Origin of the sequence: Silvibacterium acidisoli, assembly GCA_022870745.1 — a bacterium.
Classification (GTDB): Bacteria; Acidobacteriota; Terriglobia; order Terriglobales; family Acidobacteriaceae; genus Silvibacterium.
Genome location: CP085323.1, coordinates 5,086,036 through 5,111,550 on the forward strand (window position 1 = coordinate 5,086,036; position 25,515 = coordinate 5,111,550).

Below are 25,515 nucleotides of genomic sequence, written 5' to 3' on the forward strand. Positions count from 1 at the left end.
TCCTAAATCCTGACCCCTGATTTTAAATATGCTAAGACGTTGGAGAACCCGGATACTTTTGTTCCTCGCCGTGCTCGGTCCGGGGTTCATCACTGCCAATGTGGACAACGACCCTAACGGCATCCTGACCTATTCGCAGGCGGGCGCGAAGTATGGCTATTCCCTGCTGTGGATGATCATTCCGATCACGCTGGCACTGATCATCGTGCAGGAGATGTGCGCGCGCATGGGCGTGGTTACGGGCAAGGGCCTGAGCGACCTGATCCGCGAAGAGTTTGGCCTGCGCATGACGGTGATCGTGCTCTTCCTGCTGGTCATTGTGAACTTCGGCAACGTGATCGGTGAATTTGTCGGCCTCGCCAGCAGTCTCGACCTCTTCCACGTCTCGAAATACATCTCCGTGCCCATCTGCGCGGTACTGGTGTGGCTACTCGCGGTAAAGGGCGACTACAAGAGTGTCGAGAAGATCTTTCTGACCGCGTCAGTTTTTTACATCGCCTACATCGTGACCGGCGTTTTATCGCAGCCGAGCTGGCACACTGCTCTGGCCGCAACCGTGAAGCTGCCGAAGATGTCGACCTGGCACGACAATCAGTATTTGTATCTCGTTGTGGGAACAATCGGCACCACGATCGCACCGTGGATGCAGTTTTATCTGCAATCCTCGGTGGTCGAAAAAGGCACCAGCATCAAGAACTACAACGCATCGCGTATCGACGTGATTGTCGGTTCGATCTTTACCGACGTGGTGGCCTGGTTCATTATCGTGGCCTGCGCGGCTACGCTCTGGGTGCATGGAACCGGCAACATCCAGGAAGCGGCCGATGCTGCAGAGGCCATGAAGCCGCTGGCCGGTCAGTATGCTTTCCTGCTGTTCGCCTTTGGACTTTTCAATGCCTCGTTCTTTGCGGCATCGGTGCTGCCACTCTCCACGGCTTATGTTGTGTGCGAAGGACTGGGCATGGAGTCGGGCGTCGATAAGAAATTTCGCGAGGCTCCCGTCTTCTACTGGCTCTACACGATTCTGATCGCCGGCGGCGCGGCGGTGGTGCTGATTCCGAACTTCCCGATGATGCCGTTCGTAATCTTCTCGCAGGTGCTGAACGGAATCCTTTTGCCGATCGTCATCGTCTTCATGCTGCTGCTCATCAATCGCAAAGACCTGATGGGCGAGCACACCAACTCCAGGCTCTTCAATCTCGCCGCATGGGCGACTGCGGTGATCGTAATCGCGCTGGCGGTCGTGCTGATGTGGCAGCAGATCTTCGGATAACGAGCGGTTAAACGGCCGCCTTTCCGGGCATGTAGAACACCTCCTGCATCAGCTTGAGTCCTGTGTCGGACATTGGATTGCCTCCCGGCTCGAACAAGGGGGCCATCATCGCCTGCCAACGCTGGTTGGCCTCACTCGCCTCCATCGCGGCAACAAACAGATCCCAGTCCTGCACGTGCAGGAAGAGAAAAAGTTGCGTGTCCTGGCGGAAGATGGAATATTCGGACGCGCCGGCTTGCTCCAGATCCCGGATCAGTTCCGGCCATACATGATGGTGCGCCTCGTCATACTCCTCGATCTTTCCTGGACGTATTCGCAATTGGAACGCGACTCGGGGCATAGCAAAATTCCCTTCCTGTAGGTGCGAAATTCTCTATTGCAGGTTCGGGACTGCATCGGTGGATGCCAAGGCGACGCGATCCACGCATGCGGCATTTCTACATCGACCGGCCCCTTCCTGCGAGTCAGGGTAAATCATTGATGACTCAAGACAAATCATCAATGGAGTCCTCAAAGCAACGCCAGGCGGACACAGTCCGGGCCTGTTGACCGAATCATGTACCCATTGTTAATATCAATTTGCGGGGTGGAGCAGCCCGGTAGCTCGTTGGGCTCATAACCCAAAGGTCGCAGGTTCAAATCCTGCCCCCGCAACCAATCAAATCAACAACTTACAAGCTGATTTCGATTGATGGCTCCTTCAGATTCACTCCCACTGACTCCCATTCGCAAAATCCAGTTTTCAGGCGCTCGCTTTCATTGGCTTGAGCACCATCTCCACGACCTTGCTATTGGCTTCTCTCTTCGATGACGACATAGCCTGTCCATAGACATTCATCGTCGTCTGGATGGAGGCATGACGCATCAACTCCTGCTGCACTTTCATTGGCGCTCCGGTCTCGTCCAGCCAAGAACGATAGGTATGGCGGAACGTATGCCAACCAATCGAGCTGTACTTCCCGGCAGCGGCCTGCCGTTCCTCATGGATGAGTAGCCGTTTGCCGTTCGGGGTCGGTTTGACCTGGCTGCACCAGACGCCGATTCCCGCACCACACTTCGGACACGCCACAAGGCAGCACCCCGCAGGACGAATGTGCCGCTTTTGAATCTCGGTCGTCTGGTAGGGCTTGTTCGTCAAAGGGCTTGCGAAGACCCAGCCTTCTTCCGTCGGCGTGGCCTCCTTGCTCCATGCGAGCAGAACCTCTACAAGCGCCGCATCCAGCGGTACATGATCCCGCGAATACTCCGTCTTCACGTCATCGACTTGCCCGTTCACGATGCTCCGCTGCACGAGAAGCTGCTGACGCTCGAAATCGAAGTCTTGCCACTGAAGCGCCGCGATCTCGCTTACGCGAAGACCGAGGCACTGCGCCACAATCACCATCGTCCGGAATGGTTCTTTCAGCAGACCAAGGATGGTTTCGTACTCCTGCACAGTCAACACGGTTGGGCGACGGCGGCGCTTGCTGCCGTCCTTGACCCGGACGATCTGGATGGGATTGCGACGGTCGTTGAACAGTTCCCAACGCGCCGCGCACTCGAACATCAGGTGCATGACGCTGCGGATGTGTGCCTTCGACTTCGGGGCCATATCCATGTTCTTCAACCATCCCTCGACCACCATCGGCCGGATCTGGTGCAACAAGTAACGCTCCCACCTCGGGCGAATATGCAGCTTGATATTCGACAGATACGACTTCCGGGTTGAGTAACGCTGTGGCAACTCTTCCTCGATGTATCGGTCGCAGATTGCGCCGAAGGTGACAGCACCCAGGTGATGCTGTGGTTTTTCTTCGTTGAGTTTTAGGAGAAGGGCCTCTACTGCAACCCGTGCGTCTGACTTGTTCTTGTACTGATTCGTGGTTCCGACGAAGGTAGCTTTACGCTTCCTTGTTCCATCGGCCTGCGTCTCGTAATACCGGAACTCCCAAACGTCGGCTCCCTTCGCCCGCTTCTTGAGCGTGACGCTTCCAAATTGGTATCTCGTGCGATCTATCAAGGTATTTTCTCCTCGACTTCACAGCACGAATGGCTACTTCTAGGGTACTGCCTTCATGCGTGAAAATCACTAAAAACACCGCTTTTACTATGGTTCCGCGCTCTAGCTGGCTACATCCCGGTCGATCCATGCAGTGAGCGCAGACGGTTTGAAACGCCATAACTTCCCCACATGAACGGCTGTGATCTCGCCACGATGCACGAGCCTCTGAAGCGTTCTCGGATGGACTTTGAGCATGGCCGCTGCCTGATGACTGTCGAGCAATGGCTCGCGGTCGATTCGGGGGCGGCCATCTGCTCCTACACTTGCCGGTGGTTTTTTCTCGTCGGACATGATGACTCCCTTCTGTACGCCAATGCTGCCTTGGCTCTTGTACAAGCGAGAGTCGCGCTTCGTGCCTCAATCGTCCAATGAAAAGTAGGGAGAGCGCCATTCCAAATTGGAATGACGCTCCTGCTTTGCTTGGTGTGAGTCGGTCCAATTCGGAGTTAGAATGTTCGCATTCGGCGTAGGTCGCCAGTTTTGATCTATTTGCTGTCCTTCCCAGAATCCCCATCTTGGAGGATGGTCATGGTCTTACCGGACATTCGATTGCTGCAAGCCGCGATTGTGCTTGCTGAAGAGTTGCACTTCTCAAGGGCAGCGGATCGGCTGCACATCACCCAATCCGCACTTAGCAAACAGATTTCTAAACTTGAGGATGAAATCAGCTTTCAGCTATTTATCCATAACCATCAGGTCGTCGAGATCACGGAAGCGGGCCGGGTATTCGTAGAAGAGGCGCGAGAGGCGGTCTTTCATGCCGAACGAGCCGTCCTATCGGGGCGAGCGATTGCGAATGGAGCTGAAGAGCTACTCAATCTCGGCAAGTCCGCCTACACTGATCCCTTCCTCGTCTCAACTCTCCTGTCCATTCATCTCCCACTTTTTCCAGGCATGAAAACAAAGGTGTGGAGCAATTTCTCGAATGACCTCGTACAGCAGGTTATTGCCGGAAGCATTGATGTCGCCGTGGTAACGGGCGTACCTGACAACTCCAAGCTCCGGCTCGAAACGATAGCGAATAATCCCTTCTACATCGCCATGTCAATGCAGGACGATTTGGCTCGACATCGTGAGATTCGTCTCGCAGACATGAACAATCGGAACTGGATACTTCTCGGCCAACATGCGAACCCCTATCTCTACGACATGATTCAAACTGTCGCCTCGGAGCGAGGCATACGTCCCTTGGAGATTCATCCCTTTACAAGCCCAGATGAAGCTTCGGAACTAATTCGTGAGTATCAGGGATTGGCATTTTTGCCGCGAACAGCGGCATGGCGAATTGCGAGGGACGGTATCACCATGCGGCCCTTAGCGGAGGACCGGCTTCGGTTGGTCGCCAGACTTGCAGTCCGCAGCAACAACAAGTCTCGCCTCGTTAACGAATTTGTCCATACGGCAATGAGGAAGCTAAGGAGCGTCGGACAAACCGTCCAGACGAAACTTCCCCTGACCGGATGATCTACTTTTCATCCGATTGCTCAGATATTTCTCGTATTTCGACATTAAGCGGTCCTTCGATACCGCATTTCGGACAGAGCAATATCCCTGATGTGAGCGCTCGCCCTTCAAACTCTTCGCGACGAGTTGCGGTGCCACAATGCTTGCACACATGAAAATGTAATAGAGGAGGATACGATTCGTTCGGCCTCGTTGGCATCGTGCTTTGCTTGCTCCTTCCAGTATCTTGCTCTGCATACGGAGAAGGTCTGCTCGTTGTTGACATCCTGCCGCGCTGCTGTGTAGGCGTAGTGCGGATATTGCGATATCGCTATCAGTGCTGACAGACGAACTGGAGCACAATTCGTCGGTTCGGTCCGAATCCTCAAGACTGATATTGCTTAGCGATGTCTTAATACCTTCATTAATCCTACGCAGAGGTTCGTTGACGATGCGGTGCCTCATCATCCCGCAGATGCCTTGAACGGCTGCGCAACTGTTTATCAGTGGACGACCATCAACGCGGCGATAACCTCAAGCGTGCTGGTGGTAGTCGGAGGACTTGTCGTGAACCAGCCCTCCGGTCGCCACGGTGCTACGCATTAAGGAATTCGAGAAGGCTTTTGTTGATTACATCTGCGTGGGTCACACAAATACCATGTGGAGCACCCGGCACGATCTGGAGTTTGGCATTCTTCACCAATTTCACAGCAAGAACGGAGGCATCATTTGCGGGTACGATCTGGTCATCCTCGCCATGGATGAAAAGGGTCGGAACGTCGATCTTCTTCAGATCTTCGGTGAAATCATCCTCCGAGAACGCCTTCACGCAATCGTAGGAACCAATGACAGAAGACTGAAGGCCAAGCCGCCAGAATTCCAGCTTTACCCCTTCGTCCACCTTTACGCTTGGCCGGTTGTAGCCAAAGAACGGCGTGCTGACATCCAGATAAAATTGGGCGCGATTCCCGGCGATACCATTGCGAATGCCGTCAAACACAGACAATGGGAGGCCACCTGGATTTTTCTCCGTTTTCAGCATCGTCGGAGGCACAGCGCCGATAAAGACCATCTGCTTGAGGCGTTTGGTGCCGTGGCGACCCACATATCGTGCAATCTCTCCGCCTCCCATCGAATGGGCAACAAGCGTTACATTTTTCAGGTCCAGCTTTTCGATAAGGGTCGCCAGATCGTCAGCGAACGTGTCGTTGTTGTACCCGGACCACGGCTGGCTTGAACGACCATGCCCACGGCGATCATGCGCGACAACGCGATAGCCATGATGTCCGAGAAAGAGCATCTGTGCGTCCCAGGCATCGGCGCAAAGCGGCCAGCCGTGAGAGAAGAGGACCGTCTCGCCCGCTCCCCAATCCTTGTAATAGATTTGTGTGCCATCTTTGGTAGTGACGAAGCTCATGCTGTTCTCTCCTTAATTCGATGGTATTGAGCGACTTTGCTTCAGCCATTGCTGGTAACACCAGAATGGCCCCCGTTGCTGCGCTGGCATTATGCTCCCGCTGGTGTCAGCAGATCGGCAAGGCCGATGTTTCGCAGAAACTCGATGCGAATCCTGTCAGCAACAGCGTTGACCACCTCGGCTCCGTCCTGCGAGGGATCAATATGGACACGGAAAGGGCGCTTGCCAAAGGGTGCATCTACGACGGCGACAATGGCTTTCGCTACCTCAGCAACGTCGGCATCTGGAGGCGATAGGCGCGTAAATCCCTTCAGGATGTCCTCTTCAATGCCTTTGTATGGCCCGTGAGCATACTCTTCGGCCCGTGTCTGATCTTCCGGATGGCCTGCATGGGCGAAGTGATTGGTGCCGCTCGTAAACGCGCCAGGGACGACAATACTGGTTTCGATTCCCCAACGTGAGAGTTCAGCGGCGTATGTGACTGCCAGTGAATCCATTCCTGCTTTTGCAGCAAAATAAGGCCCTAAGTATGGCGGCGTACCGCCACGGGTGCTTGTACTACCCACCCATAGAATCAAGCCCTTCTTTTGCGCTCGCAAATGAGGGAGCGCCGCCCGATTTACCCGTTGCGTGCTCAGTACATTTACATCGTAGAGTTCGGCAAGCTGCTCGGGAGTGAATGCCTCCAAAGGTCCGAAAACCATGTGGCCCGCATTATGGATAACAACGTCCAGGTGTCGATGGTTTTCGATGATCGTCCCAATCGCCGAATCCACAGATGTCTGAGACGAAACATCCATTTCAAGAGGGTGCAGGTCTACGCTATTGTCGTTTGCAAATGTTTTTGCCGCATCTGCCTGTGCTGCATTACGGCTGCCAATGTCACGCATACCGGCATAAACGACATGCCCGGCAGTAGCCAATGCTCGCGCTGCGAGAGCACCAAAACCACTGGATGCCCCGGTAATCACAACTATGTTCTGCATAGAAGTCCCTTCCCGTCCGAGAAATATCCTTGGCAATTTCTAAAGTGATGAAATGGGAGAACAGTTGGCTATGCGAAACCGCCGTTCGCACGAATGACCTGCCCGTTTATCCATGCTCCATCTGGACCGGCCAGGAAGGAGACTACTCGCGCGATGTCTTCGGGCTGACCAAGGCGCTCCAATGGAGCCAACTTGGAGAGTTGGTCTATCTGTTCCTGACTCTTGCCTTTCAAAAAGAGGTCCGTGCCGGTAGGCCCGGGGGCGACCGCATTGACCGTCACTTTACGTCCCCGCAACTCGTTGGTCAGGACGTGGACAAGCCCTTCTACACCGGCTTTTGACGCGATGTACGGACCATACGTCGGAAAGTTCTTGGCGAGAACACTGCTGGATAGTGCAATGATCCGTCCGCCCTCAGAGATATGGGAAACAGTCTCTGCGAGAACAACGAAGGCCCCACGGAGGTTTGTATGAATGACCGAGTCGAAGGCTTCGATATGGTCTTCGCCAATAGTAGCGAGGGGCATGATCCCGGCATTATGGACAACAACATCAATGGATGCTCGACCACATACCCACAGATAAAGAGGTGCTGGCGAAGTGGCTGAAGGCGGGCTTCATCGAAAATCGAACGCTGTTTCCTACGGAGGCAGGTACCCCGCAGGGAGGGATCATCTCGCCCACGTTGGCGAACCTGACGCTGGATGGGTTGGAGCGGCTACTTAAGGAGACCTTCCGCAGGAAGGAAATCCAAGGGAAACCCTACAACCCGAAGGTAAACTTCGTGCGTTATGCCGATGACTTCATCATCACCGGTTGCTCGAAAGAGCTACTGGAAAATGAAGTCAAGCCACTGGTCGAACGATTCATGTCCGAACGGGGCTTGCAGCTCTCACCTGAGAAAACCTGCATCACGCATATCGAACAGGGCTTCGACTTCCTGGGGCAGAACCTGCGCAGATATGGCGACAAGCTCCTGGTCACTCCATCCAAGAAGAACATGCACGCCTTCCTGGAGAAAGTGCGTGGTGAGATTCGTTCGAATCGAACCTTGAAGCAGGAGTATCTGATTAGGCTGCTCAACCCGATCATCGGTGGTTGGGCATACTATCACCGTCATATCGAGGCGGGTCATGCGTTTCGGAAAGTAAGAATGGCCATCTGGCACTCGCTCTGGCGATGGGCAACGCGAAGGCATCCGAACAAGCCCGGTACCTGGATCGTAGATCGGTACTGGGACTGCTCCGGACGCAAGTGGTACTTCGCTGTACTGGCTGGTTCTCACGCGCAACGATCGCGTTCGGATGTGGTCCGGTTGGCTGATCCCACCGATATACCCATCCTGCGCTACGTAAAGGTGAAGTCGGACGCCAACCCGTTCGACCCGCACTGGCGCGGCTACTTCGAGTCTCGGAAGAGATTCAGGAAAAACAGCCGCCATCGCTGATCCTGTGTGTTGTGTTCTACCGGCTCCGCTCACGCGGGGCTTTCCACGGCTTGAGCCGGATGACGGGAAACTGTCATGTCCGGTTCTTAGGGGAGGGAGCGGCAGCAATGCCGTTCCCTTACCCGACCCCTTCCCGATAGAAGGGTCTACTATCGGTTTCACTGAATTAGCCCTGCCAAATCGACAAGAACCCTTCTTGTAAAAAGATCGAACTTTGGCACCGCGTTCTATGATGGAGAATCACAGAAATGCCCGTTTCAAGGTGCAGGACCAGAGCAAATCCCTATGCCCGACGCTCGTACAGACAGAACTCAAATGGGAACAACGGTTGATCTCGCGCAGGCTGAACTGGTGCGGCGGGGACTGGAGAGCATTCGCCGACGTCTTCTCGACCTCACCAATCGGAACAAGCTAATTAGTTTCCGGCACGGGAGATCGTCTCTCAGAATTGTTGACGTTGATCTCGACTCCGTTTACCAGAGCCTTTTGGATGAAAAGAAGTTTCCGTTTGTTCCTGTGCCAGAACCGAGTAAAGAGTACGTTGCCGAGTTGGGCGAGAAGCCCACGGCCAAGGACTATGCCGAAGAGATCGGATGGTCTACCTCGTACGATCTGGCGAAAGCTACCGGACAAACGGAGTGTCTGCCTGTTCTGTTCTATCAGGAAGATTTTGAAACTATCATCCGCAAGATTGGCACCAGTGCAAGAACAGCTATTGAAGAATCAGGTGCAAACATATTGCATCTTGTTTTCGGCTTTTTGGAATGGCGTGAGTCGGATGACTCTACACAAGTACGACAAGCGCCCCTTCTCGTAGTTCCTGTAAGCCTGACAACTCCAAAGGCGAAGGAAGAGGATCGTTCGATTCGCCTACAGTACACCGGAGAGGATCTGACTACGAATCTTTCTCTTGTTGAAAAGCTGCGACGCGATTTTGGTTTGGAAATGCCTTATATCGAAGAGGATGAAACTCCCGAGCACTATTTCGAGCGGTTCGCTCCTATCCTAAAGCTGAAACAGGATTGGCGAATTTGCCGACAGGTCTCCCTCGCCCTCCTGAGCTTCGGCAAACTCCTGATGTATTTAGACCTAGATGCGGAGCGGTGGCCGACCGAAGTACCGCTGGAAAAGCATTCGAGACTGATCGATCTATTTTCTGGTAACACTCCCGAAGGTCTTTCCTTTGCAACCGAATTTGATATTGACCAAGAGGCGATCAAGGGAGATGTTCCCGCGCTCGTATGCGATGCCGATAGCTCGCAACATAGTGCATTGATTGATGCAGCGCGGGGCAAAAATCTCGTGATCGAAGGACCTCCGGGGACAGGTAAATCGCAGACGATTACAAACCTTATCGCAGCGTCGATTGGCAGCGGGAAGCGTGTTCTATTCGTGGCAGAGAAAATGGCGGCGTTAGAGGTCGTGAAGCGGCGTCTGGATAATTCTGGCTTGGGAGATTTCTGCCTCGAACTGCACAGCCACAAGACAAGCAAGATTAGTTTGCTGAAGTCACTCGAAGATCGGATTCAGGCATCCCCAAGGTTCTCCGCTCCTACCACGCTCGCCCAAAAACAGGGACTCCTGAACTACAAGCGGGAGGAACTTACCAAGTATGTTTCGCTCTTAAACACGCCTTACGGAGCAATCGGCAAAACGCCGTTCGAGCTGATTTGGCAACGTGATGCACTGCGGCAAGGAGTGCCGGAGTCTCTTCGAGATATAAACACTGTTTCCTTTCCCGAAGCATATAGCTGGGATTATCGAGCACTGCATGAGCGCAAAGATATGGTATCGACCTATGCTGCCCATCTGCGCCGAATGTCTGAAGCAGGGGGAGTTGCCGAGAAAAAGGAAAATCCCTGGGGTTGGCTTCCCAATATTGAGTTGAGTCTCGCAGACCAAGAACGGTTGTTGACCGCTCTTCCCATTCTCAGTAGTCAATGCACCCGTCGTATCGCCCTCATCGAAGCTTTGAGCCGCACGTTTTCGCATATATCGGTGGATGTGAGCGAGTGGTTGGGAACTGTGAATCAATGGTTCGGCACGCCAACTGCGGTCGCCGAACACAAGATTGATGTTGGAGATTGGCTAACGGGTGTCGATCAATGGTCGGCTGACATACCGAATGAAAATGATTGCCACTATGATCTGCTAGGCACGCTATCCGAACAGAAGCGATTCGCGGCAACAGAACATTTTTTAGGTGCGTGTGAACGGTATAATGCGCTTGTCTCTGCCCTGCCGGGTGACGACACACTGTTGGATAGCAGTATCCCCGTACAGTTTCAGAGCCAGGACGCAAAGTTGCGTGATCTTGGCATGTCTGACTATTCGATCGGTAGCCTGTTGGCGTTGGCTAAGGCACTCTCCGATTCCGAAAGGCACGTTACACGCGCCAAAAATGCAACCAGTGAATTGAGTCAGGCATTAGGAGTCCGATCATCTTTCACTTTAAGATGCGTCACTGATTTGGTTGCTGCGCGTCAGCTATTGACGACAGCTCCCCTCCATCTGGCGCATCTGCGTGGTCCAGATTTTGCTAAAGACGGTTTAGCGCATCTTCTGGAACTCGGACAAAAGGAATGCGCCTCGCTCGTGGCAGAGCGAGATAGCCTCTCCGAGCATTTCGTTATAGACAGTCAAACAAACTCTAGCGAATTGTTAGAAGCTGCCACCACGTTAGACAACACTCCTTGGTACGGCAGACTAGGAAAGGCGTATCGCCATGCCGGGATGCTCTACAAGGCTCACTGCCATACGAATGCAAAACGGACGCGTAGCCAAAAGGCAGCCTGCTTGCGATTGCTGGCACACAATCGCGCCAAGATTGATGTCTTTTCAAGCAAGGCCGAATATGCCGTGCCATTGGGAGAACACTTCTCTGGCTTGACGACATCTTGGAATGATCTCGTCGTCGTAACGAAGTGGCATGAGGAAGTGTTTGCCCGCCTGCCAGAGCATCAGGTCTTTGCCTCCGAGATTCGCTCTGCACTGTTGACGTTGCCAGCGACACGCTTGAGAAGCATACTCGGCGTCGCCAGCGGAAGCCTGCCGCTTCCGGAAGAGTTAGAGGATGCACTGAAGCTGCTTACAGACTTGCATTCTCGTGTTCCCAATCTCACGTTTGACCATGTAGATGCAGAAGTCGATGTGTTTCTCAAAGAAGTACGGTCTATCGTGTCGGTGGCTGCGGAATTGTTGGAGATTTTGAAACCGATTCAGCTTCCAGAGTCTACTGCCAGAACCGAAATTGTAGAGCTGTTCGATTCGGTTGTCGCGGCCCGTACCCTCCGTGACTCGCTCAACAATAATCAGGAGGCAAGGAACATTTTAGGGGACCACTATAAGGGTGTTGCAACGTCTCCTGCTCCCATCACTCATGCGCTATCTATTGTTCGTGCCGTCGATGCGTCCAATCTGCCTCTGGAAGTTCGAGGTTGGCTACTGACAAATGAATTTCTGATAAGGCTTCAGTGGCTCCGAGACTGGATCAAAGATTTTGGTGACAATGGCAATTCTTTGTCGGCTGCCGAGCGGGAGGTAATAGCCGCACTTCATTCGGAGATTCACTTTGCCAAGCGTACATCGATAACTGCTCTACAGAAAGCTGTAACCTCGATTGAACGCTGCCGAGACTCGCAGGCATTGCTCCCTATCTGGATTGATGCACAGCGTTCCGCAAAACACTTGCACATGGCAGGACTCGAATACTTGGTCACTTTATGCTTGAACGGGTCGCTTCAACATGAAGCCTTGGTAAGCACGTTTGAATATCTGTTCTGTGACACGCTTCTGCGACGGTTGTTCAGTGAACATCCCGACTTGTGGCGTCTCAGTGGAGTTTCGCATGAGGAAGCCCGTTCCCAGTTCGCATCTCTGGATCAGTCTGTCATCAACCTTAGTCAACTCGACTTAGCGTATCGCGCAAGTCGGCGTCCTATTCCGCCGGGTATACGCGGCTCCGTTGTTAAAGAAACGACGGAGTTTGCGTTGGTGCAACACGAGATTGCAAAGCAACGTGCCCACATTCCGATCCGGCAGTTGATGCTTCGGGCTGGGCGGGCTGTTCAAGGACTGAAACCCTGCTTCATGATGAGTCCGATGTCTGTTGCACAATTTCTGGCTCCAGGGCAGCTATCCTTTGACCTTATTGTGATGGATGAGGCATCGCAGCTTCGTCCTGAAGATGCTTTGGGCGCGGTTGCACGAGGTACGCAATTGGTTATCGTAGGGGACCCGAAGCAGCTTCCTCCCACGTCCTATTTTCAGCGAACCATTGACGATGAAGCAGAAGAGGAAGAGGACAAATCCGCAGTAGCGGAAGGCGAAAGCATACTTGATATTGCACTGAGTCGTTATCAGCCGGTTCGCAGGCTGCGGTGGCACTACAGGTCGCAGCATCACAGCTTGATTGCGTTTTCCAACTCCGAGTTTTATGACGGTAATCTGGTTGTTTTTCCTTCGGCTTATCACGAACACAGCGACCTTGGAGTGAAGTATGTGGATGCGAAAGGGATCTATGAAAATCGTAGAAATCCCTTGGAAGCTGAACGTGTTGTGGATGCCATTTTGGAACACATTATGCTGTATCCCTCGGAATCGTTGGGCGTTGTAACCATGAATTTCGAGCAGCGTGAGCTGATTGAAGAACTGCTGGACGCGAAGTTGAAGCAGGACTCATTCTCTAATGGATGGATAGAGACCAAAGAGGCCACTCCCGAACCGTTCTTCATCAAGAATCTGGAGAACGTCCAAGGGGATGAGCGCGACGTTATCTTTATCTCCGTAACGTATGGCCCGGATTCTCAGGGCAACTATTTTCAACGATTCTCCGGCATCAACAGTCAGAGCGGACAGCGCCGCTTGAACGTCCTGATTACCCGAGCGAAGAAACGAACAGTAGTATTCAGTTCGCTTGATCCAGACATGATCCGCTCAGAGCCGAGCACTCCCTGGGGAGTCCGTGCATTGAAGGGCTACATGCAATTTGCAAAAAATGGAATTTCAGCGAGACCGGAAATTTCGCCAGGTGCGGAACCATCGAACGAGCACGAAGCTGCCGTGGGAGCTGTCCTGAAAGCAGAAGGGTACGATGTTGTACCGCAAGTCGGTGTCAGTGGGTATTTCATCGATCTGGCGGTACGTCATCCCAAAAAGCCCGGAGCATTTTTACTTGGTATTGAGTTTGATGGGAAAAGCTACCATTCAGGACGATCTGCACGTGACCGGGATAGGTTACGTCAGATGACCCTAGAGAACCAGGGTTGGAAGATACATCGGGTCTGGTCTACAGATTGGTTTAAGAACCGGGACGGAGAGATTGAGCGATTATTAAAACGTGTCCGCATGTTAGAGATATAGTGATCGCAATGCACTGAAGCGGCTCTTACAATAGCAGCGGTGAGAGGAGAGTGCAGGGGAGGTCGCCATGCTCATACTCGTTCCGTGGAAGCCGGTTGCCATCTTCGTCCTGGTTATGGCTGCGTTCATCATGTTCGGTTATTTCGCATCCGCTTTCATGCGGGGCCAGAATCCCTTTGCTGAAGACTGGAAAAATGCAAAGCAGATTATGGCTGGGCAATCCGTCACCCATGCAACTCCCACGCACAAGACGAAACGGGCTGCACTACACGCCGCACAATAACTTATGGTCGTCGGCTATCTTGCTTAGAGCGATAGCTCCAAGCCTTCCATGTTCTGCACCTTCTGTTGCCCCACACTCTGTTCAGGCGCATTACTCTGTGCCTTTGTGAAGTCCAGTGCGGCGCTCTTACTCACATCGCGGCTGAGGTTATCTCCGAGAGACGCGGCATTATCGGTGTAGACGTGGGCCTCATGCGAAGCCCGCGAGATGGAGACATAGGCAAAGCGTGAATTGATGAGTTCGGGATGGACATTGCTGTCGATGTTCACCAAGACGCGCTCTGCGGTAAGTCCCTGCGAACTGTGAGAGGTCACGGCATAGCCGTGATCGAAGTGCTGCATCTCGTTTGCATCAAACGTGACGGATTTTCCGTTATCCATGCGAACGGCAAGTTGTCCGTCCCTTGTGATCTGCTCGATGGTGCCGAGGTCTCGATTGGCAACACGCAGCTCCCGATTCGGCGCGGTAAATTGCAGCCGGTCGCCTACGGAAAACTCACGCTCGATTTCACGGTAGGCGCTGATACCACGCAGCCGTGAAGGATCATAACTTACCTGCTCTCCATTCTGCTTTTGCACTGTGATGAGGTTTTCTTTCGGATACGTGGTGACGACCGTTGCATAGCTGCGCTGTTCGATGCCGAGGTCTTTGCTTCCACGCTGGTAATGCAGTATGTCGCCCACTTGATACCGTGCGGCCCATGCACGGTCGGCTCCTGTCATATCGGAGCGCGGCGACAGCACGCGCATGGTGTAATCGGCGGACTGAACCATACCTAGCGACTGCAACTCTGCACGGACGGCCTGATTGATCTCACGGCGCGAGGCGTTGTCGGGCGAGACGATGATCGTATTTTCGGGATGAGCCGCATAATTCTTTGCAATCGCTTCGATGCGCTGTGGCGCGTCTGCAATTTCAGTGATGTGGCCCTGCTGTTGCAGCATCGCAATGCCGGGAGCAATTTCTCCTTTGGACAGGTGTTCGACGGCTTTCAGCAGCTCCGGGGCTTTCTGGCGCACGATCTGATCAAGCTGCGCGGTGTGCATCCCGGCCTGTACAAGCTGCTCGAAGGGCTTTCCGGCTTCGACGCCCTGATGCTGCCGCGTATCGCCGATCAATAAGACTCTATCCTGCGGAGCAATCTTGTTGAGGAAGTCACGCATTTGTTGGGTTGATGCCAGGGAGGATTCATCGACCATATAAAGATGCTTGCTCGCAGGATCGCCGGCGGCCTGCAGGCCGCCGCCTGCGAGGAAGTGTTGCAACGTATCGGCCTTTATTCCGGCATCACGAAGCTGGTTCGCGGCACGAGACGTAGGGGCGAATCCTTCCACGATGTAACCGTGTTGCTCCGCACCTTCACGGACAGCAATCAAGGCGCTCGTCTTGCCCACGCCCGCACTGCCTTGCAATCCCTGCATCGTATCGTGAGAGGTCAATATCTGTTCTATAGCACGATGCTGGGCCGCGTTGAGCTGCTGGCGCGAGTCGGTGAGCGCGACGGCATCCTGAATGGACATGATCTGCGGAGCCTGATTCTGCCCCTGCTCCATCCGGCGAATCACATCCTGCTCGGCTCGGATGGTCAGCGCGGTGGTGAACTGCCGTCCCGTTTCATGCTTTTGTCCCGGTACTTCCTGAAACTCGCCCGAAGCAATCCGCGCCTCGAAGGTGGCGCGAACCTGCGGATAGGTCATCTCTCCCATGCCCCGCTGCAAGGCATCACGGAAGATATCGCGCTCATCGGTGACGGCTTCGCGCTCAAAACTGCGGTCGCGGGCATAGGTGACGGTTTCCTGTGCCCGTAGCTGCGAAGCCTCCGGCGTCCGCTCCTCGGCATGGCCGCGCTGCCGCGCCTGAGCAACTACGCGGTCGGCCTGATTGCCGAACTCAGCGGCGACCTGCCGGTGCGCCTCCAAGACTTCGGCGGGAGTATGAATTTCCTTTTTATCGCGGGTGGAGTGGGCGGCGATCTGCGCAGCTTCCGGTCCTTCATAGCCGGTCTTTTCAAGGTAGTCGCGTATCTGCTGGCGGCGCGGGCTGGATGCATCCAGGTACTCCTGCGAGTAGCCTTTGATCTCGGGAGCGCCGCTCCGACCTGGTTCGATCTCATAGCCGAGATTGCGGAGCCGGTACATCAGTTCGGATTGATAGACGGCGGTAGCAAACTGCTGGCTATCGAATAAACCCTGCGGCTGGAGAGCGCGGAAAGTTCCATTGTCGCGCTCGGTCATATTGAAAATTACCGTATGGGTGTGAAGCTGCGGAGCGGCGTAGCCATCTACGGGCCGCGCGGTGTCATGCTCGAATTTGGCAGCCACAAATTGTCCGGTCGTCTCGGCGGGATGATTGCCGCCGATGCGGGCCTGAGTGTACCGTTCCAACTCGTTCAACGCGGCATTGACGGCCTCGCGATGTGCCTCACGCACACGGTCATCTCCGCCGACAAGTGCCGTGAGCGATACGGATTTTGGGGCGGAAAACGTGGCATCCCAACCGGCACGATGCTCGACAGAGGTAACGATCTTTCCATCTGTTGTCTGGTACTCGTGCCGCTGGCGATGCTGGACAAGCTGGTCGCCGATCTGCGGATGCTGGCCTTCACTCAGACGCGCAAATTCTTCTGCGCCGATGGCCCCGGCAAGGCCGAACTTCCCAGCGAGTCTGCCATGCCACTCGCCTAAGATCGTGTCGCCCTGCTTCCAGTAGTTCTGCGCGGCAGAGGTGAACTCCTTTTCGTGATAGGTCTGCGCCTGCGATGCCGAGAGCGGTTTCGAGATATTCAGCATGGCTACTCATTTCCGAGTGTGAAACGGTCCTGCGTCTGTGCCTGCGCGTCGTCTGTATCCTCTTCAGAGGGATCGTCTGCCGCTTCTTCGGCGCTCTCATCCACCGACTCCGGTTTTCGCGCCTGGAGCGTTTTGGGATCAAAGGAAAGCTCGTCGTCCTCCAACGTGCGTGGCTCAAAAGCGGGCTGTGTCTTCGGCAGGTCGCTATAGGAAAACGAGAAGCGGGCAACGTGGTTTCCTAGCTTGAGAAAGGCGTGCATCGGATCAAGGCCGGAGATTTCCGAGTCCATCACAAGTGGCTCGGCCTGCCGGTCCAGACTGAAGTTCTTGCCCGCGCGGGAGCCGTCGAAGTGCGTCTCTCGCATCCGCTCGATTTCGACTTTTCCGATAGCGGCGCTCACCCACTCGGCGGCCTTCGGCTCGGTGGTCTTGAGAAAGATCTTGGTGGCTGGCTGCGATAGCATCACCTCGGCAATATGGCCGTAGATGACCTCTAATTGGGCTTTACCCTGAAAGCCAAGCACCAGCGGATTTTTCGATTTCCGGTTCTCGGTGATGGCGGTGTGCAACTGCGGAAGCCGTTGCAGACTCGCCAGCTCGTCCAGCACAAACCACACCGGGCGCTGGTTCTCAGTAGGCGCATTCAGGAGCCGCAATACCAGCAAATCGATCCAGAGACTATTGAGCGGGCGCAATGCCTCGCGCTCGCTTGGCTGCGAGGTAATGAATATCCAGCCCTGCCGTTCTTTCGCCCATTCGGTCGCGCTCCATGTGCGCTTCGCCTGGTCTTTCCGAGGCAGCATACGCAGGCTGTCGGCAATCAACCCAAGCGAAGCCAGAACGCCGTTGCGCTGCTGCTGTGCGCCTTTGGCAATCATCATCGCCATCTCGGTTCCTTGCACACGGCGGTCGATCTCATCGGGGTTCGCCATCCACTGCACAAGCTCCTGCGGGGATGGGCCGAAGGTCAACAAGTGGGCAAAAATCTTCTGCGGCGTCTCTACGAAAAACTCGCCCTTTTTGTCGGTGGTGGGCTGGTACAGGGATGCGGCGATAGCCTTTGCTTCGGCCTTGCGCCGCAACTCTTCGGCTGGCCCCCAGTAGGGGCAGCGCCGATCCAAAGGATTGAGAATAATGTCACCATTCTCCGGCCTATAAAATCTCTGTACGAACTCACAGGCCGGGTCATACACGATCGCCGAATGGCCTCTGCTTTGCACCTGCCGGAGTATCTGCATTATCAGGGTCGTTTTGCCCGAACCCGTGTCGCCCATCAGTTCGATATGCTGGTCTTCCACGCGCAGCGGAATCCGCATCATCTTGTCGTAGTCATCGGTTTTGATGCCGATGCCGTCGCCCTGCACGGCCTTGTTGAAGCCTTTGGGCGAGACAAGAAACGGGCCTTTCAAGCGCCGTCCATACTTCATCTCCTTGCGGCGGCGGATGTCTTTGACGATGGAAAACGGAAGCTGCAAGCCAAGCGCCAGTACACCGAAAAGGATGGGCATTTTGAAGATGTTCCATAAGCTGTCACCTCCATACACGGCACTCTGAAAGTATGCGTTCAAGAGCTTGTTCTGATACGGAATGGATGGTCCACGATAGAGCGAGCGGAAGCCAGCGGCGCGGGCGGCTGCCGAAAGCTTAAGCGGTATATGCTTGCCGTCTGCCGTGGGCGTAGTCCCTGCCGTAACGTCGCTTTCGGTGACGATGTGGGCGTGGTTTTTGTCATCCGCGAGGGCGAGCAACTGGTACTTGTCGGTCTTGTGTATCATCCCGGCAATGCCGGTGCGGAGATAGTACGGAAGATAGAACTGCTGCAACGGCGTGAGCACGAAACTGAAACGTAAGTAGACGAACAAGCCTGCGGCGACAAGGGAAAGAAAGATCGCGCCATAGGTATAAATCGGGGAGTGCGGAGGAAAGATGACAGTCTCTTTCCGGCCCCATTGTGTCGTCGCCATGATTATTCTCCTGTACCGTTGCGATAGCTTTTCATGAGGTCAGCGGCTACTTTGCGCTTGTTCGATTTCACGTAGCGAAGCATTTCTTTGAACTGCTCCGCTGTCCATTTCTCCCCGCGTAGAAGAGGCTCAAGCGCGTTGATGAGGATGAGGCGGAGCCCCTGCACCTCAGCAAATATCGCGCTCTCATCGTGCAGACGCGAGCCACGCGCCGCCTCCAACAGAACCTCACGCGACCATTCGCGGAGATTCATGCCCCGGTCGGAAGCGACCCGCAACAGGGCCTTTTCTTCCGCCCTGGTGAAGCGTGTGGCGATGCTCTGGCTGCGGCTTTCGCGGCCTTTCATGTGCTGGAGACGGCTCTCAATTCCTAATGAGTCTGTCGGCATCTCTCACCTCAAAGCTGTGTTTTGAGCGTGGTTGCAGATGGAAACGCGAGATTCACGCTGCGCCTGCAACCGCTCTGTTTTCTGCATGGTTCCCGATGGAACCGGAACGGTTCCAAACGCAACCCTTTCAGGGGTGGAGTGTCGAAATTGTTCCGGTGCGGAGCACCGTTGTGTCCACGCCACGGATTCCGATGGAGATTCATGCCTTTAACCTCTGCACAGAATCACTGGACTCCACCCCGGCAGCAGGCTTCTTGGAAGCCTGCTCAACCGCATCAGCAACGGCAGCTCTGCGGACACGCAGAGTCGGCGTGATTCGCTGCGCTTCAGGTGTCCGAAGGAAGTCCTGAAAGTCGCGGTCCTTCGAGAAGACATAGGCGAGGGCTTTGTCCACTACATCGTCAGCCGATGCGTGGATGAAAGCGGCGTATTGATCGACCTGCGCAGCGGTCGTTTCATCGAGCCGCACGGTCGCGTTGACGTATCGGATTTGGGTGACTTCTATCAGTGCCATTGGTGTTCTCCTTATGGGTGAAATCAGGCCAGCTTGCGGCGGGCAATCATGCGCTGCGCGGTAGCCGCAATCTCCCGCGCACGAGCGGAGCAAAGTGCGGCGGGAATCTCAAAGCGGCGGCTGGATTCGAGCATCGTAATCACGTCGTCGATGAGGATGCCTTCGATAAGCCAAAGGCGAGCCGAAGCAACGTCAACCGTTCGCTGCGCGTAATAAAGTGGGTTGGGTTTATCGGAACGCCGGGACGCCAGCAACCGCGTCAGCTTCACCGCATCTTTTCCGTAAGCAAGCTCATGGGAAACCCATGCCCAATCGTGTTCTGAATGAGTATGTTTTTGGGGTGGTTTTCGACCACTATTCGAGGGCGGCAAGAACGACGATTGGGCAGCCTGAATATCGAGCCGGAAATCGCTCGGATTCCATACCGCATCGCAGGGATATTCGACAGTGACGCGGCGGGCTGGATCGTACTTGCAGTTCAGCAGTCCGGGGAGGCGGAGAACCCGGTTGCAGTCGGTGCAGGCCGGATCGCCGCCGAAGGCGATGGCGAGCAGCTTGAGCATGGTTTCCTGACGCTCAAAGTCGAATCCATCGACCCGCCAAAGCACCTGATACTTGCCCGACGATGTGGACAGGATTGCGGTCGGTGTAGGCACGGCATACGATGCCTGGAGCGCAGCAAGCCGGGCATCCCCATCCTCGTCTATGTCGAGGTACAGATGACGGACGGAAGCGATGCTCTCTTTCGTCCGCTTCCGGCTACCGGAGCGGAGTGGATTGGCGGCAACATAGACATTCGCTCCAGTGCTGTTCTCATGCGCAAGCCAGCCGAGGTAACGAGGCGCAAGCGCCTGTTCTAGCCGCACGACTCGCTGCGTCGTAAAGACGGGATTCTCCCGGCGAAGCAGGACGGCAATCGTCTCGTCTGGAGCGAAGCAACGGGTGAGAAATTCGGCGGCAATACTCTTCATGGCTGCACCTCGAAAACAGGCTCGATCTGGAAGCGTTTGGCGTCGCGGTCATAGCCACGAAGCGCCAGCACTTCGCGGATGACGCGGCGGCCCGGTCGCCGCTCGACATGGACGATGAACTCGACCGCTTCGGCAATCTCCGCCTCTACGTCCGAGAAGGTAGCTTGCGAGTGCGAACGCATAACAAGATTGGCGAAGCGATCCAGAGCTTTTTCAGCGGAGTTAGCGTGGATCGTGGCGAGCGAACCGGAGTGGCCCGTATTAAGCGAATCGAGCAATGTGCGGGCCTCGACGCCGCGCACTTCGCCAAGAATGATCCGGTCTGGTCGCCAGCGAAGAGCGGACTTCAGAAGGTCGTCGAAGGTGATGTTTGCCTTGAACGTGTCCGTCTGACATTCGACGGCCAGCAGGTTCGGCTTATGGAGATGCAACTCCGACGTGTCTTCGATGACCACGATGCGCTGGTCTTCGGGAATCGCGCTTGCCAGAGCACGGAGCACGGTGGTCTTTCCCGTCGAGGTTCCACCGCTGATGAGGAGTGTCTTTCCTGCGCCGATTTGCTCTGCCAGGAACCCGGCAAGCGGCAGGGTAAGTGTGCCGCGAGTAATGAGGTCATCGACCGTGAAATGACGGCTGGGGAACTTCCGAATGGTGAGTGCCGGAGCAGGCCGAACGACTGGCGGAATCACCGCCGCAAGGCGGCTCCCATCGGGGAGCTGCGCGTGCAGCAATGGATTGTCTTCGTCCAGATGTCTGCCAAGCTGGTTGGCAATCACTTCGAGGCCGGTGCGGAGCCTCTGCCCGTCGAAACGGATGGTCTTTTCCTGATGGAGAATGCCATCGCGTTCGTACCACCACGAGGCATCGGGATTGCCCATGATCTCGCTAATGGAATCATCCAGCAACAGCGGCTCAATGGGACGGAGGAATGGAAGGATCAAATCGAAACTCATAGCGTGAACCTCAAGCGTTGGAAGCCCGGCGTGTGCCGGGCTTCCGCGAGGGATAAGGAAGTGGCCTATGCGGCCACTTCCTCGTCGGGGATCTCATCGAACTCTTCTTCGGGCGCAGCGGCTTTCTCGGCACGGTCGAGCTTGAGGATGGACCGGACGCGAATCTGATCTCTCTTCGTGCCCTTGTAGGCGGTGTGCTCGATCTTGCCTTCGATCTCGATATGAGCGCCCTTCTTGAGCTTGGCTGCGAAGTCTCCCAGCTTGCCGGAGACAATCAGGTTGTGCCATTCGGTGAAGTCCGTGTACTTGCCGGTCTCCCTGTCCTTCAACGACTCCTTCGTAGCGAGGGAGAGCGTGGTGAACGGCTTATTGTTTTTGCCGGTGCGAACGACGGCATCGCCGCCGAGGAAGCCCATGAGGATTGCTTTGTTCTTGTACATGTTGTGTCTCCGTTTTGAAATTCCCGATCTGCTCGGATCACGAAATAAGCGAGGGGCCATGCTCCCTAGTGCCGAAGCTCTGCATTTGCGGAAGGTTCGGAAAATCTTTTTGCGTTCGTTGCACAAAAGTTTTCTGAAAGCCGTAAAAGCAGAAGAGCGAGTCGCCGACGGGCGCATGAAAAGCCCCGAAGCCGTGACCGTGCAGAAAGCGGGATACATGCGGGAGACACACGCAAGAACAATCCTCGTTGTCCGCTTCCTGGTGATGCCATGTACCGGCAATCGCCGTTCACTTTCCCTGCGTACAGAGTCGAATAGGAGCCGCAAGCCACCACCGAAGTCACCTGTCTTCCGGCAACTGCCGCCATGCTCAGGAGCACACCTCGAAGGGGCAGGATTCGATGCTGTACCTGGGGCATGAAGTGGCATAACGAGTCCGGTTCCTCAGTTGAACGCCTGATCCGCACGGAAGCGCACAATGGTGAGGCCGAGAGGATTCACGGCAAGCTCGTTGTTCTTTACCACCTCGCGGAAGACATAGGTAACGCTGGCGGTCCACCGTTCCCGCTTGAGTTCGGTATGATCTGCTGGATTCGTGTACACCCTTTCAAATTCGATTCGAGCCGAATAGGGCGACTGCCGGAGGTCGTCAAGGATGACGTTCTTCACTTCCACATCGACATACGGAAGGTTGCCGTCCTTCACGTAGTTTTGAATGACTCCTTCTCTACGCTCCTGGTCGATCACAGCCCGTTGCACGTCGCTGTTTAAGAAATACAGAGAGTGCTCTTGGTCCCGTTCAATCGTGAAGCGATTGCGGCTGAAGTACAGCTCCGTCCAGCGTGTGAGGTAATACTTGTTTTCGGCCTCTTGGGGGCGGTACTGGAAGTTGCGGTAATCAATAGCCTCGGCCCGGCCCACGTCGCTCACGCGGATAATCAAGGGGTGCATGTTGGCAAGCGCTCTTTGGCTCTTGTAGATCAATACTCCCAACATCAGGCATACGGCGCATAGGACAAGGATCGTCACCTTGAGATAGGTATTCATTACCAGCGGGTCGCCGTACTGCTCAAGGTAGCGTTCCGCTGCGCGGGTGATTTCCGGTGTCGCCTTTGTTGCTGTGGTCATAACTTGCGCTCCTTATCCCATCAGTCCTGTAAGCACCAACGATGTTGCGAGTCCTGTACCCGCATCGTGACCGCCCGTACCGCCGCCGAATAAACTCTGCGTCATGGCCGGAATCTTGAAGAGGATGTAAATGCTGACCAGCACCAGCAGGACAAGCAGCGGCAAGGTCTGAACGATGGTGGCGGGATCGGAAAGGCTCTGGCCGAGGGAGACGTAGAAGTTGGTCAGAACATGCGACAGAACACTCATGGAAGCGGCGGCGACCACCTTGTAAAACGAGAATCCAAGATATGCCTTGAGCCATCCCCAAAACAGCCAATCGAGCTTGTCGAAAACAAGGAACGGAATGAACAGCGGCCCTAGCAGGCCGATGATCGTAGAGGCAATCGCACCATAGGCGAGGATCGCGGAGACAACGGCTGCAAAGACAGCCAAAAGAAACTGCACGACGAAGTACACCAGGGCGTAATAAGGCGACATCATGGTCGAGAGCATGGATGGCCCAGTTTTGGACGATGCCGCATGAATCTGATTCAGCATCGAAGTCGAGCCGTCGGCTCCGATCACGTTCACAAGGTTGGCGGTGCCTCCATCAATGAATCCCTTGAGGGAGAAACCGAGTCCAGGGATGGCGCTGTCGTAGTAGTTCACCATCGCGTAAGCGAAGGTGAGCAGCATGAAAAGATTGAGAAACCTTGCCATGCTGAACCCCGGCCCGCCGTGGGCAGAGGCAAGGGACTCCTGCACACCGAACCAGACAAGCATGATAGTGGCCAGCGCCAGGACGATGTGCGTGCCCATCGTGGTAACGGAAGGCGCTGCCGTCGCCGCAAGCGACTGGCAAGCCTGGGAGATGTAATCGAAGAGTCCCGTGCCCATGTCTGTACCCTCTGGTTTTCTCAGTACGACTGCGTGAGAAGATTGGCCGCGCCGCTGCTGGTCGTGGTGATGTTGGCGTTGTAGTAGCTCTGATATCCGGCTGAGTCACGGAAAGCCGACTTCATCGCGTCCTGCTGCTGCTTCTGTACGACCATCTGTTGCAATGCCGCATTTGCGTTGATCTGGTTGGCGTCCTGCATGGTGCGGAGTTGCAGAAGCAGGGCGCGGTTGATCCGCTGAAGCACAGCCATCTCCGATTGCTGGGTGGCATCGGTGGAGTTGGTCGCGTTCTCAAGCGCAGTAATGTCGGCCTGCCGCGCTGCTTGATTTGCCTTGATGGTCCCAATGGTCTGGAGTTCGGTGGCAGCAACCGAATCTCCGAGGTCCACAGTCGCGCCCTGCGCGGCGAGTTGCTGCTGTCCCGCATACGTCGCAACGCTCGCGGTCGGAATGGTTGCCGTGAGTGGAGGCAGACTGGCAAGCTGAATCGAAGACGCCGCGGCTGTGCCTGTATTCGAGGCATTGACCCATGAACTGCCGGAGCCGTTGCCGTAGTGATTGGCAAGCTGTTGCGTCATCATCAGGTCTGCCTGCGGAGAGAGAAAGCGCCCATAAAGCATCTGCGGCGCAACCATCATTTCGTGATAGAGGTTGTACTGCTGGACGATTTGGTTATAGGTCTGCAAGGCAGTGGATGCGATCTTCACGGTGTTGGTGAAAATCTGCTGGCCGTTCTCGATCTGCTGCATCTGGTTGCTGATGGACTGTTCTTCATGTGAGATTTGGGTAATGGCATGGGCGGATTGTGTTGGGTCATAGACGATGCCGGAACCGAACTGCCCCTGTGCTGCGGGTGCGAGCAACGCGGCAAGCCCGAGGGCAAATGCGGTTGGGATGAGCTGCTTCATAGTGGTGTCCTTTCGTTAGCGGTTGTTGGGTTTATTGCTGTGCGGCAAGAATCTGCCGCTGAATATCTGCGAGATGGTCGGCCTGCGGCTTGCATCGTGCATCCTGCGCTTTCTTCTTTGCTTCAAGGGCTGCTATCTGCGCTGCGGTCAGTTTTTCGCCGGTAAGCATCCGTGCGGCCCCGGAGGTGTTGTCATCCGGGCAGGCATTGGTATAAGCCGCATACGCGGCGTTGTATTGCTCCTGTAGCTGTTGCAGCTTGTGGGCTTTGCTCTCGCAACCAGCGAGGGTAAGAACGGACAGAAGAACGAGGGCGATGGCAGGGCACATG

Annotated in this window: 22 protein-coding genes and 1 tRNA gene; 6 read left to right on the forward strand and 17 right to left on the reverse strand. The window is 55.1% G+C overall.

All coding sequences use genetic code 11. The features are described 5' to 3' along the window. Positions 1–28: 28 nt before the first annotated feature. Positions 29–1,273 carry an Nramp family divalent metal transporter gene (locus LJD29_RS20755; RefSeq protein WP_446743487.1) on the forward strand — a complete coding sequence of 415 codons (1,245 nt, stop codon included), beginning with the start codon at positions 29–31 and terminating at the stop codon, positions 1,271–1,273. A gap of 7 nt (positions 1,274–1,280) precedes the next feature. Here the strand turns inward: LJD29_RS20755 and LJD29_RS20760 are convergent, their stop codons facing one another. After that, positions 1,281–1,613, reverse strand: a complete 333-nt coding sequence (locus LJD29_RS20760) for an L-rhamnose mutarotase (protein ID WP_446743488.1) — start codon at positions 1,611–1,613, stop codon at positions 1,281–1,283. 240 nt (positions 1,614–1,853) lie between these two features. Between LJD29_RS20760 and LJD29_RS20765 the strand changes: the two genes are divergently transcribed. Then, positions 1,854–1,930: transfer RNA gene (locus tag LJD29_RS20765), tRNA-Met, on the forward strand. Positions 1,931–2,015: 85 nt separating this feature from the next. On the opposite strand, the gene LJD29_RS20770 is transcribed toward LJD29_RS20765, so the two are convergent. Together LJD29_RS20770 and LJD29_RS20775 are read right to left on the reverse strand one after the other, a co-directional pair. Next, a complete protein-coding gene (locus tag LJD29_RS20770; RefSeq protein WP_446743489.1) occupies positions 2,016–3,272 on the reverse strand; it encodes a tyrosine-type recombinase/integrase in 1,257 nt (418 codons plus the stop codon). A gap of 102 nt (positions 3,273–3,374) precedes the next feature. Beyond that, entirely contained in the window at positions 3,375–3,605 is a 231-nt protein-coding gene (locus LJD29_RS20775) for a helix-turn-helix domain-containing protein (RefSeq protein ID WP_446743490.1), read from the reverse strand. A 237-nt stretch (positions 3,606–3,842) separates the two neighbouring features. Here LJD29_RS20775 and LJD29_RS20780 point away from each other — a divergent pair, with 237 nt between their 5' ends. Further along, a complete protein-coding gene (locus LJD29_RS20780) occupies positions 3,843–4,778 on the forward strand; it encodes a LysR family transcriptional regulator (RefSeq protein ID WP_446743491.1) in 936 nt (311 codons plus the stop codon). Between the two features lie 574 nt (positions 4,779–5,352). Here LJD29_RS20780 and LJD29_RS20785 read toward each other — a convergent pair. The 3 genes from LJD29_RS20785 to LJD29_RS20795 form a co-directional block, all read right to left on the reverse strand. Beyond that, complete coding sequence (locus tag LJD29_RS20785; protein ID WP_446743492.1) at positions 5,353–6,174, reverse strand: alpha/beta fold hydrolase; 822 nt, start codon at positions 6,172–6,174, stop codon at positions 5,353–5,355. An 89-nt stretch (positions 6,175–6,263) separates the two neighbouring features. Then, positions 6,264–7,160, reverse strand: coding sequence for an SDR family oxidoreductase (locus tag LJD29_RS20790; protein WP_446743493.1), 897 nt, complete (start codon positions 7,158–7,160; stop codon positions 6,264–6,266). Between the two features lie 68 nt (positions 7,161–7,228). After that, positions 7,229–7,687, reverse strand: coding sequence for an SDR family oxidoreductase (locus LJD29_RS20795; RefSeq protein WP_446743494.1), 459 nt, complete (start codon positions 7,685–7,687; stop codon positions 7,229–7,231). Positions 7,688–7,719: 32 nt separating this feature from the next. On the opposite strand from LJD29_RS20795, the gene LJD29_RS20800 reads away from it, so the two are divergent. The 3 genes from LJD29_RS20800 to LJD29_RS20810 all read left to right on the forward strand — a co-directional run bounded on the left by LJD29_RS20800 (position 7,720) and on the right by LJD29_RS20810 (position 14,251). Then, positions 7,720–8,607, forward strand: coding sequence for a group II intron maturase-specific domain-containing protein (locus tag LJD29_RS20800; RefSeq protein WP_446743495.1), 888 nt, complete (start codon positions 7,720–7,722; stop codon positions 8,605–8,607). Between the two features lie 285 nt (positions 8,608–8,892). Continuing rightward, positions 8,893–13,968, forward strand: coding sequence for a DUF4011 domain-containing protein (locus LJD29_RS20805; RefSeq protein WP_446743496.1), 5,076 nt, complete (start codon positions 8,893–8,895; stop codon positions 13,966–13,968). Between the two features lie 67 nt (positions 13,969–14,035). After that, on the forward strand, positions 14,036–14,251 hold the full coding sequence (locus LJD29_RS20810) for a hypothetical protein (RefSeq protein ID WP_446743497.1): 216 nt from the start codon (positions 14,036–14,038) through the stop codon (positions 14,249–14,251). A gap of 23 nt (positions 14,252–14,274) precedes the next feature. On the opposite strand, the gene mobF is transcribed toward LJD29_RS20810, so the two are convergent. The 11 genes from mobF to LJD29_RS20865 all read right to left on the reverse strand — a co-directional run bounded on the left by mobF (position 14,275) and on the right by LJD29_RS20865 (position 25,514). Beyond that, a complete protein-coding gene (gene mobF / locus LJD29_RS20815; RefSeq protein WP_446743498.1) occupies positions 14,275–17,040 on the reverse strand; it encodes a MobF family relaxase in 2,766 nt (921 codons plus the stop codon). 2 nt (positions 17,041–17,042) lie between these two features. Then, on the reverse strand, positions 17,043–19,004 hold the full coding sequence (locus tag LJD29_RS20820) for a type IV secretion system DNA-binding domain-containing protein (RefSeq protein ID WP_446743499.1): 1,962 nt from the start codon (positions 19,002–19,004) through the stop codon (positions 17,043–17,045). 2 nt (positions 19,005–19,006) lie between these two features. Further along, positions 19,007–19,393 carry a hypothetical protein gene (locus LJD29_RS20825; RefSeq protein ID WP_446743500.1) on the reverse strand — a complete coding sequence of 129 codons (387 nt, stop codon included), beginning with the start codon at positions 19,391–19,393 and terminating at the stop codon, positions 19,007–19,009. A 199-nt stretch (positions 19,394–19,592) separates the two neighbouring features. Further along, positions 19,593–19,907, reverse strand: a complete 315-nt coding sequence (locus tag LJD29_RS20830; protein ID WP_446743501.1) for a hypothetical protein — start codon at positions 19,905–19,907, stop codon at positions 19,593–19,595. A gap of 23 nt (positions 19,908–19,930) precedes the next feature. Continuing rightward, positions 19,931–20,878, reverse strand: a complete 948-nt coding sequence (locus LJD29_RS20835; protein ID WP_446743502.1) for a RepB family DNA primase — start codon at positions 20,876–20,878, stop codon at positions 19,931–19,933. Further along, positions 20,875–21,831 (reverse strand): TadA family conjugal transfer-associated ATPase, encoded by a 957-nt coding sequence (locus LJD29_RS20840; RefSeq protein WP_446743503.1) that lies wholly within the window; start codon positions 21,829–21,831, stop codon positions 20,875–20,877. The genes LJD29_RS20835 and LJD29_RS20840 overlap by 4 nt, the downstream gene beginning before the upstream one ends. A gap of 65 nt (positions 21,832–21,896) precedes the next feature. Further along, a complete protein-coding gene (locus tag LJD29_RS20845; protein WP_446743504.1) occupies positions 21,897–22,271 on the reverse strand; it encodes a single-stranded DNA-binding protein in 375 nt (124 codons plus the stop codon). Between the two features lie 444 nt (positions 22,272–22,715). After that, on the reverse strand, positions 22,716–23,399 hold the full coding sequence (locus tag LJD29_RS20850; RefSeq protein ID WP_446743505.1) for a VirB8/TrbF family protein: 684 nt from the start codon (positions 23,397–23,399) through the stop codon (positions 22,716–22,718). A 12-nt stretch (positions 23,400–23,411) separates the two neighbouring features. Further along, positions 23,412–24,278 carry a type IV secretion system protein gene (locus tag LJD29_RS20855; RefSeq protein ID WP_446743506.1) on the reverse strand — a complete coding sequence of 289 codons (867 nt, stop codon included), beginning with the start codon at positions 24,276–24,278 and terminating at the stop codon, positions 23,412–23,414. Positions 24,279–24,298: 20 nt separating this feature from the next. Beyond that, a complete protein-coding gene (locus LJD29_RS20860) occupies positions 24,299–25,186 on the reverse strand; it encodes a hypothetical protein (RefSeq protein ID WP_446743507.1) in 888 nt (295 codons plus the stop codon). Positions 25,187–25,217: 31 nt separating this feature from the next. After that, entirely contained in the window at positions 25,218–25,514 is a 297-nt protein-coding gene (locus LJD29_RS20865) for a hypothetical protein (RefSeq protein ID WP_446743508.1), read from the reverse strand. Position 25,515 lies beyond the last annotated feature (1 nt).

What these genes read in the sequence shown, in the direction of transcription:
- LJD29_RS20755 (WP_446743487.1), top strand. Translation starts at nt 29, where the DNA reads ATGCTAAGACGTTGGAGAACCCGGATACTTTTGTTCCTCGCCGTGCTC.
- LJD29_RS20760 (WP_446743488.1), bottom strand. Translation starts at nt 1,613, where the DNA reads ATGCCCCGAGTCGCGTTCCAATTGCGAATACGTCCAGGAAAGATCGAG.
- LJD29_RS20775 (WP_446743490.1), bottom strand. Translation starts at nt 3,605, where the DNA reads ATGTCCGACGAGAAAAAACCACCGGCAAGTGTAGGAGCAGATGGCCGC.
- LJD29_RS20780 (WP_446743491.1), top strand. Translation starts at nt 3,843, where the DNA reads ATGGTCTTACCGGACATTCGATTGCTGCAAGCCGCGATTGTGCTTGCT.
- LJD29_RS20785 (WP_446743492.1), bottom strand. Translation starts at nt 6,174, where the DNA reads ATGAGCTTCGTCACTACCAAAGATGGCACACAAATCTATTACAAGGAT.
- LJD29_RS20790 (WP_446743493.1), bottom strand. Translation starts at nt 7,160, where the DNA reads ATGCAGAACATAGTTGTGATTACCGGGGCATCCAGTGGTTTTGGTGCT.
- LJD29_RS20795 (WP_446743494.1), bottom strand. Translation starts at nt 7,687, where the DNA reads ATGCCCCTCGCTACTATTGGCGAAGACCATATCGAAGCCTTCGACTCG.
- LJD29_RS20800 (WP_446743495.1), top strand. Translation starts at nt 7,720, where the DNA reads ATGCTCGACCACATACCCACAGATAAAGAGGTGCTGGCGAAGTGGCTG.
- LJD29_RS20805 (WP_446743496.1), top strand. Translation starts at nt 8,893, where the DNA reads ATGCCCGACGCTCGTACAGACAGAACTCAAATGGGAACAACGGTTGAT.
- LJD29_RS20810 (WP_446743497.1), top strand. Translation starts at nt 14,036, where the DNA reads ATGCTCATACTCGTTCCGTGGAAGCCGGTTGCCATCTTCGTCCTGGTT.
- mobF (WP_446743498.1), bottom strand. Translation starts at nt 17,040, where the DNA reads ATGCTGAATATCTCGAAACCGCTCTCGGCATCGCAGGCGCAGACCTAT.
- LJD29_RS20820 (WP_446743499.1), bottom strand. Translation starts at nt 19,004, where the DNA reads ATGGCGACGACACAATGGGGCCGGAAAGAGACTGTCATCTTTCCTCCG.
- LJD29_RS20825 (WP_446743500.1), bottom strand. Translation starts at nt 19,393, where the DNA reads ATGCCGACAGACTCATTAGGAATTGAGAGCCGTCTCCAGCACATGAAA.
- LJD29_RS20830 (WP_446743501.1), bottom strand. Translation starts at nt 19,907, where the DNA reads ATGGCACTGATAGAAGTCACCCAAATCCGATACGTCAACGCGACCGTG.
- LJD29_RS20835 (WP_446743502.1), bottom strand. Translation starts at nt 20,878, where the DNA reads ATGAAGAGTATTGCCGCCGAATTTCTCACCCGTTGCTTCGCTCCAGAC.
- LJD29_RS20840 (WP_446743503.1), bottom strand. Translation starts at nt 21,831, where the DNA reads ATGAGTTTCGATTTGATCCTTCCATTCCTCCGTCCCATTGAGCCGCTG.
- LJD29_RS20845 (WP_446743504.1), bottom strand. Translation starts at nt 22,271, where the DNA reads ATGTACAAGAACAAAGCAATCCTCATGGGCTTCCTCGGCGGCGATGCC.
- LJD29_RS20850 (WP_446743505.1), bottom strand. Translation starts at nt 23,399, where the DNA reads ATGACCACAGCAACAAAGGCGACACCGGAAATCACCCGCGCAGCGGAA.
- LJD29_RS20855 (WP_446743506.1), bottom strand. Translation starts at nt 24,278, where the DNA reads ATGGGCACGGGACTCTTCGATTACATCTCCCAGGCTTGCCAGTCGCTT.
- LJD29_RS20860 (WP_446743507.1), bottom strand. Translation starts at nt 25,186, where the DNA reads ATGAAGCAGCTCATCCCAACCGCATTTGCCCTCGGGCTTGCCGCGTTG.
- LJD29_RS20865 (WP_446743508.1), bottom strand. Translation starts at nt 25,514, where the DNA reads ATGTGCCCTGCCATCGCCCTCGTTCTTCTGTCCGTTCTTACCCTCGCT.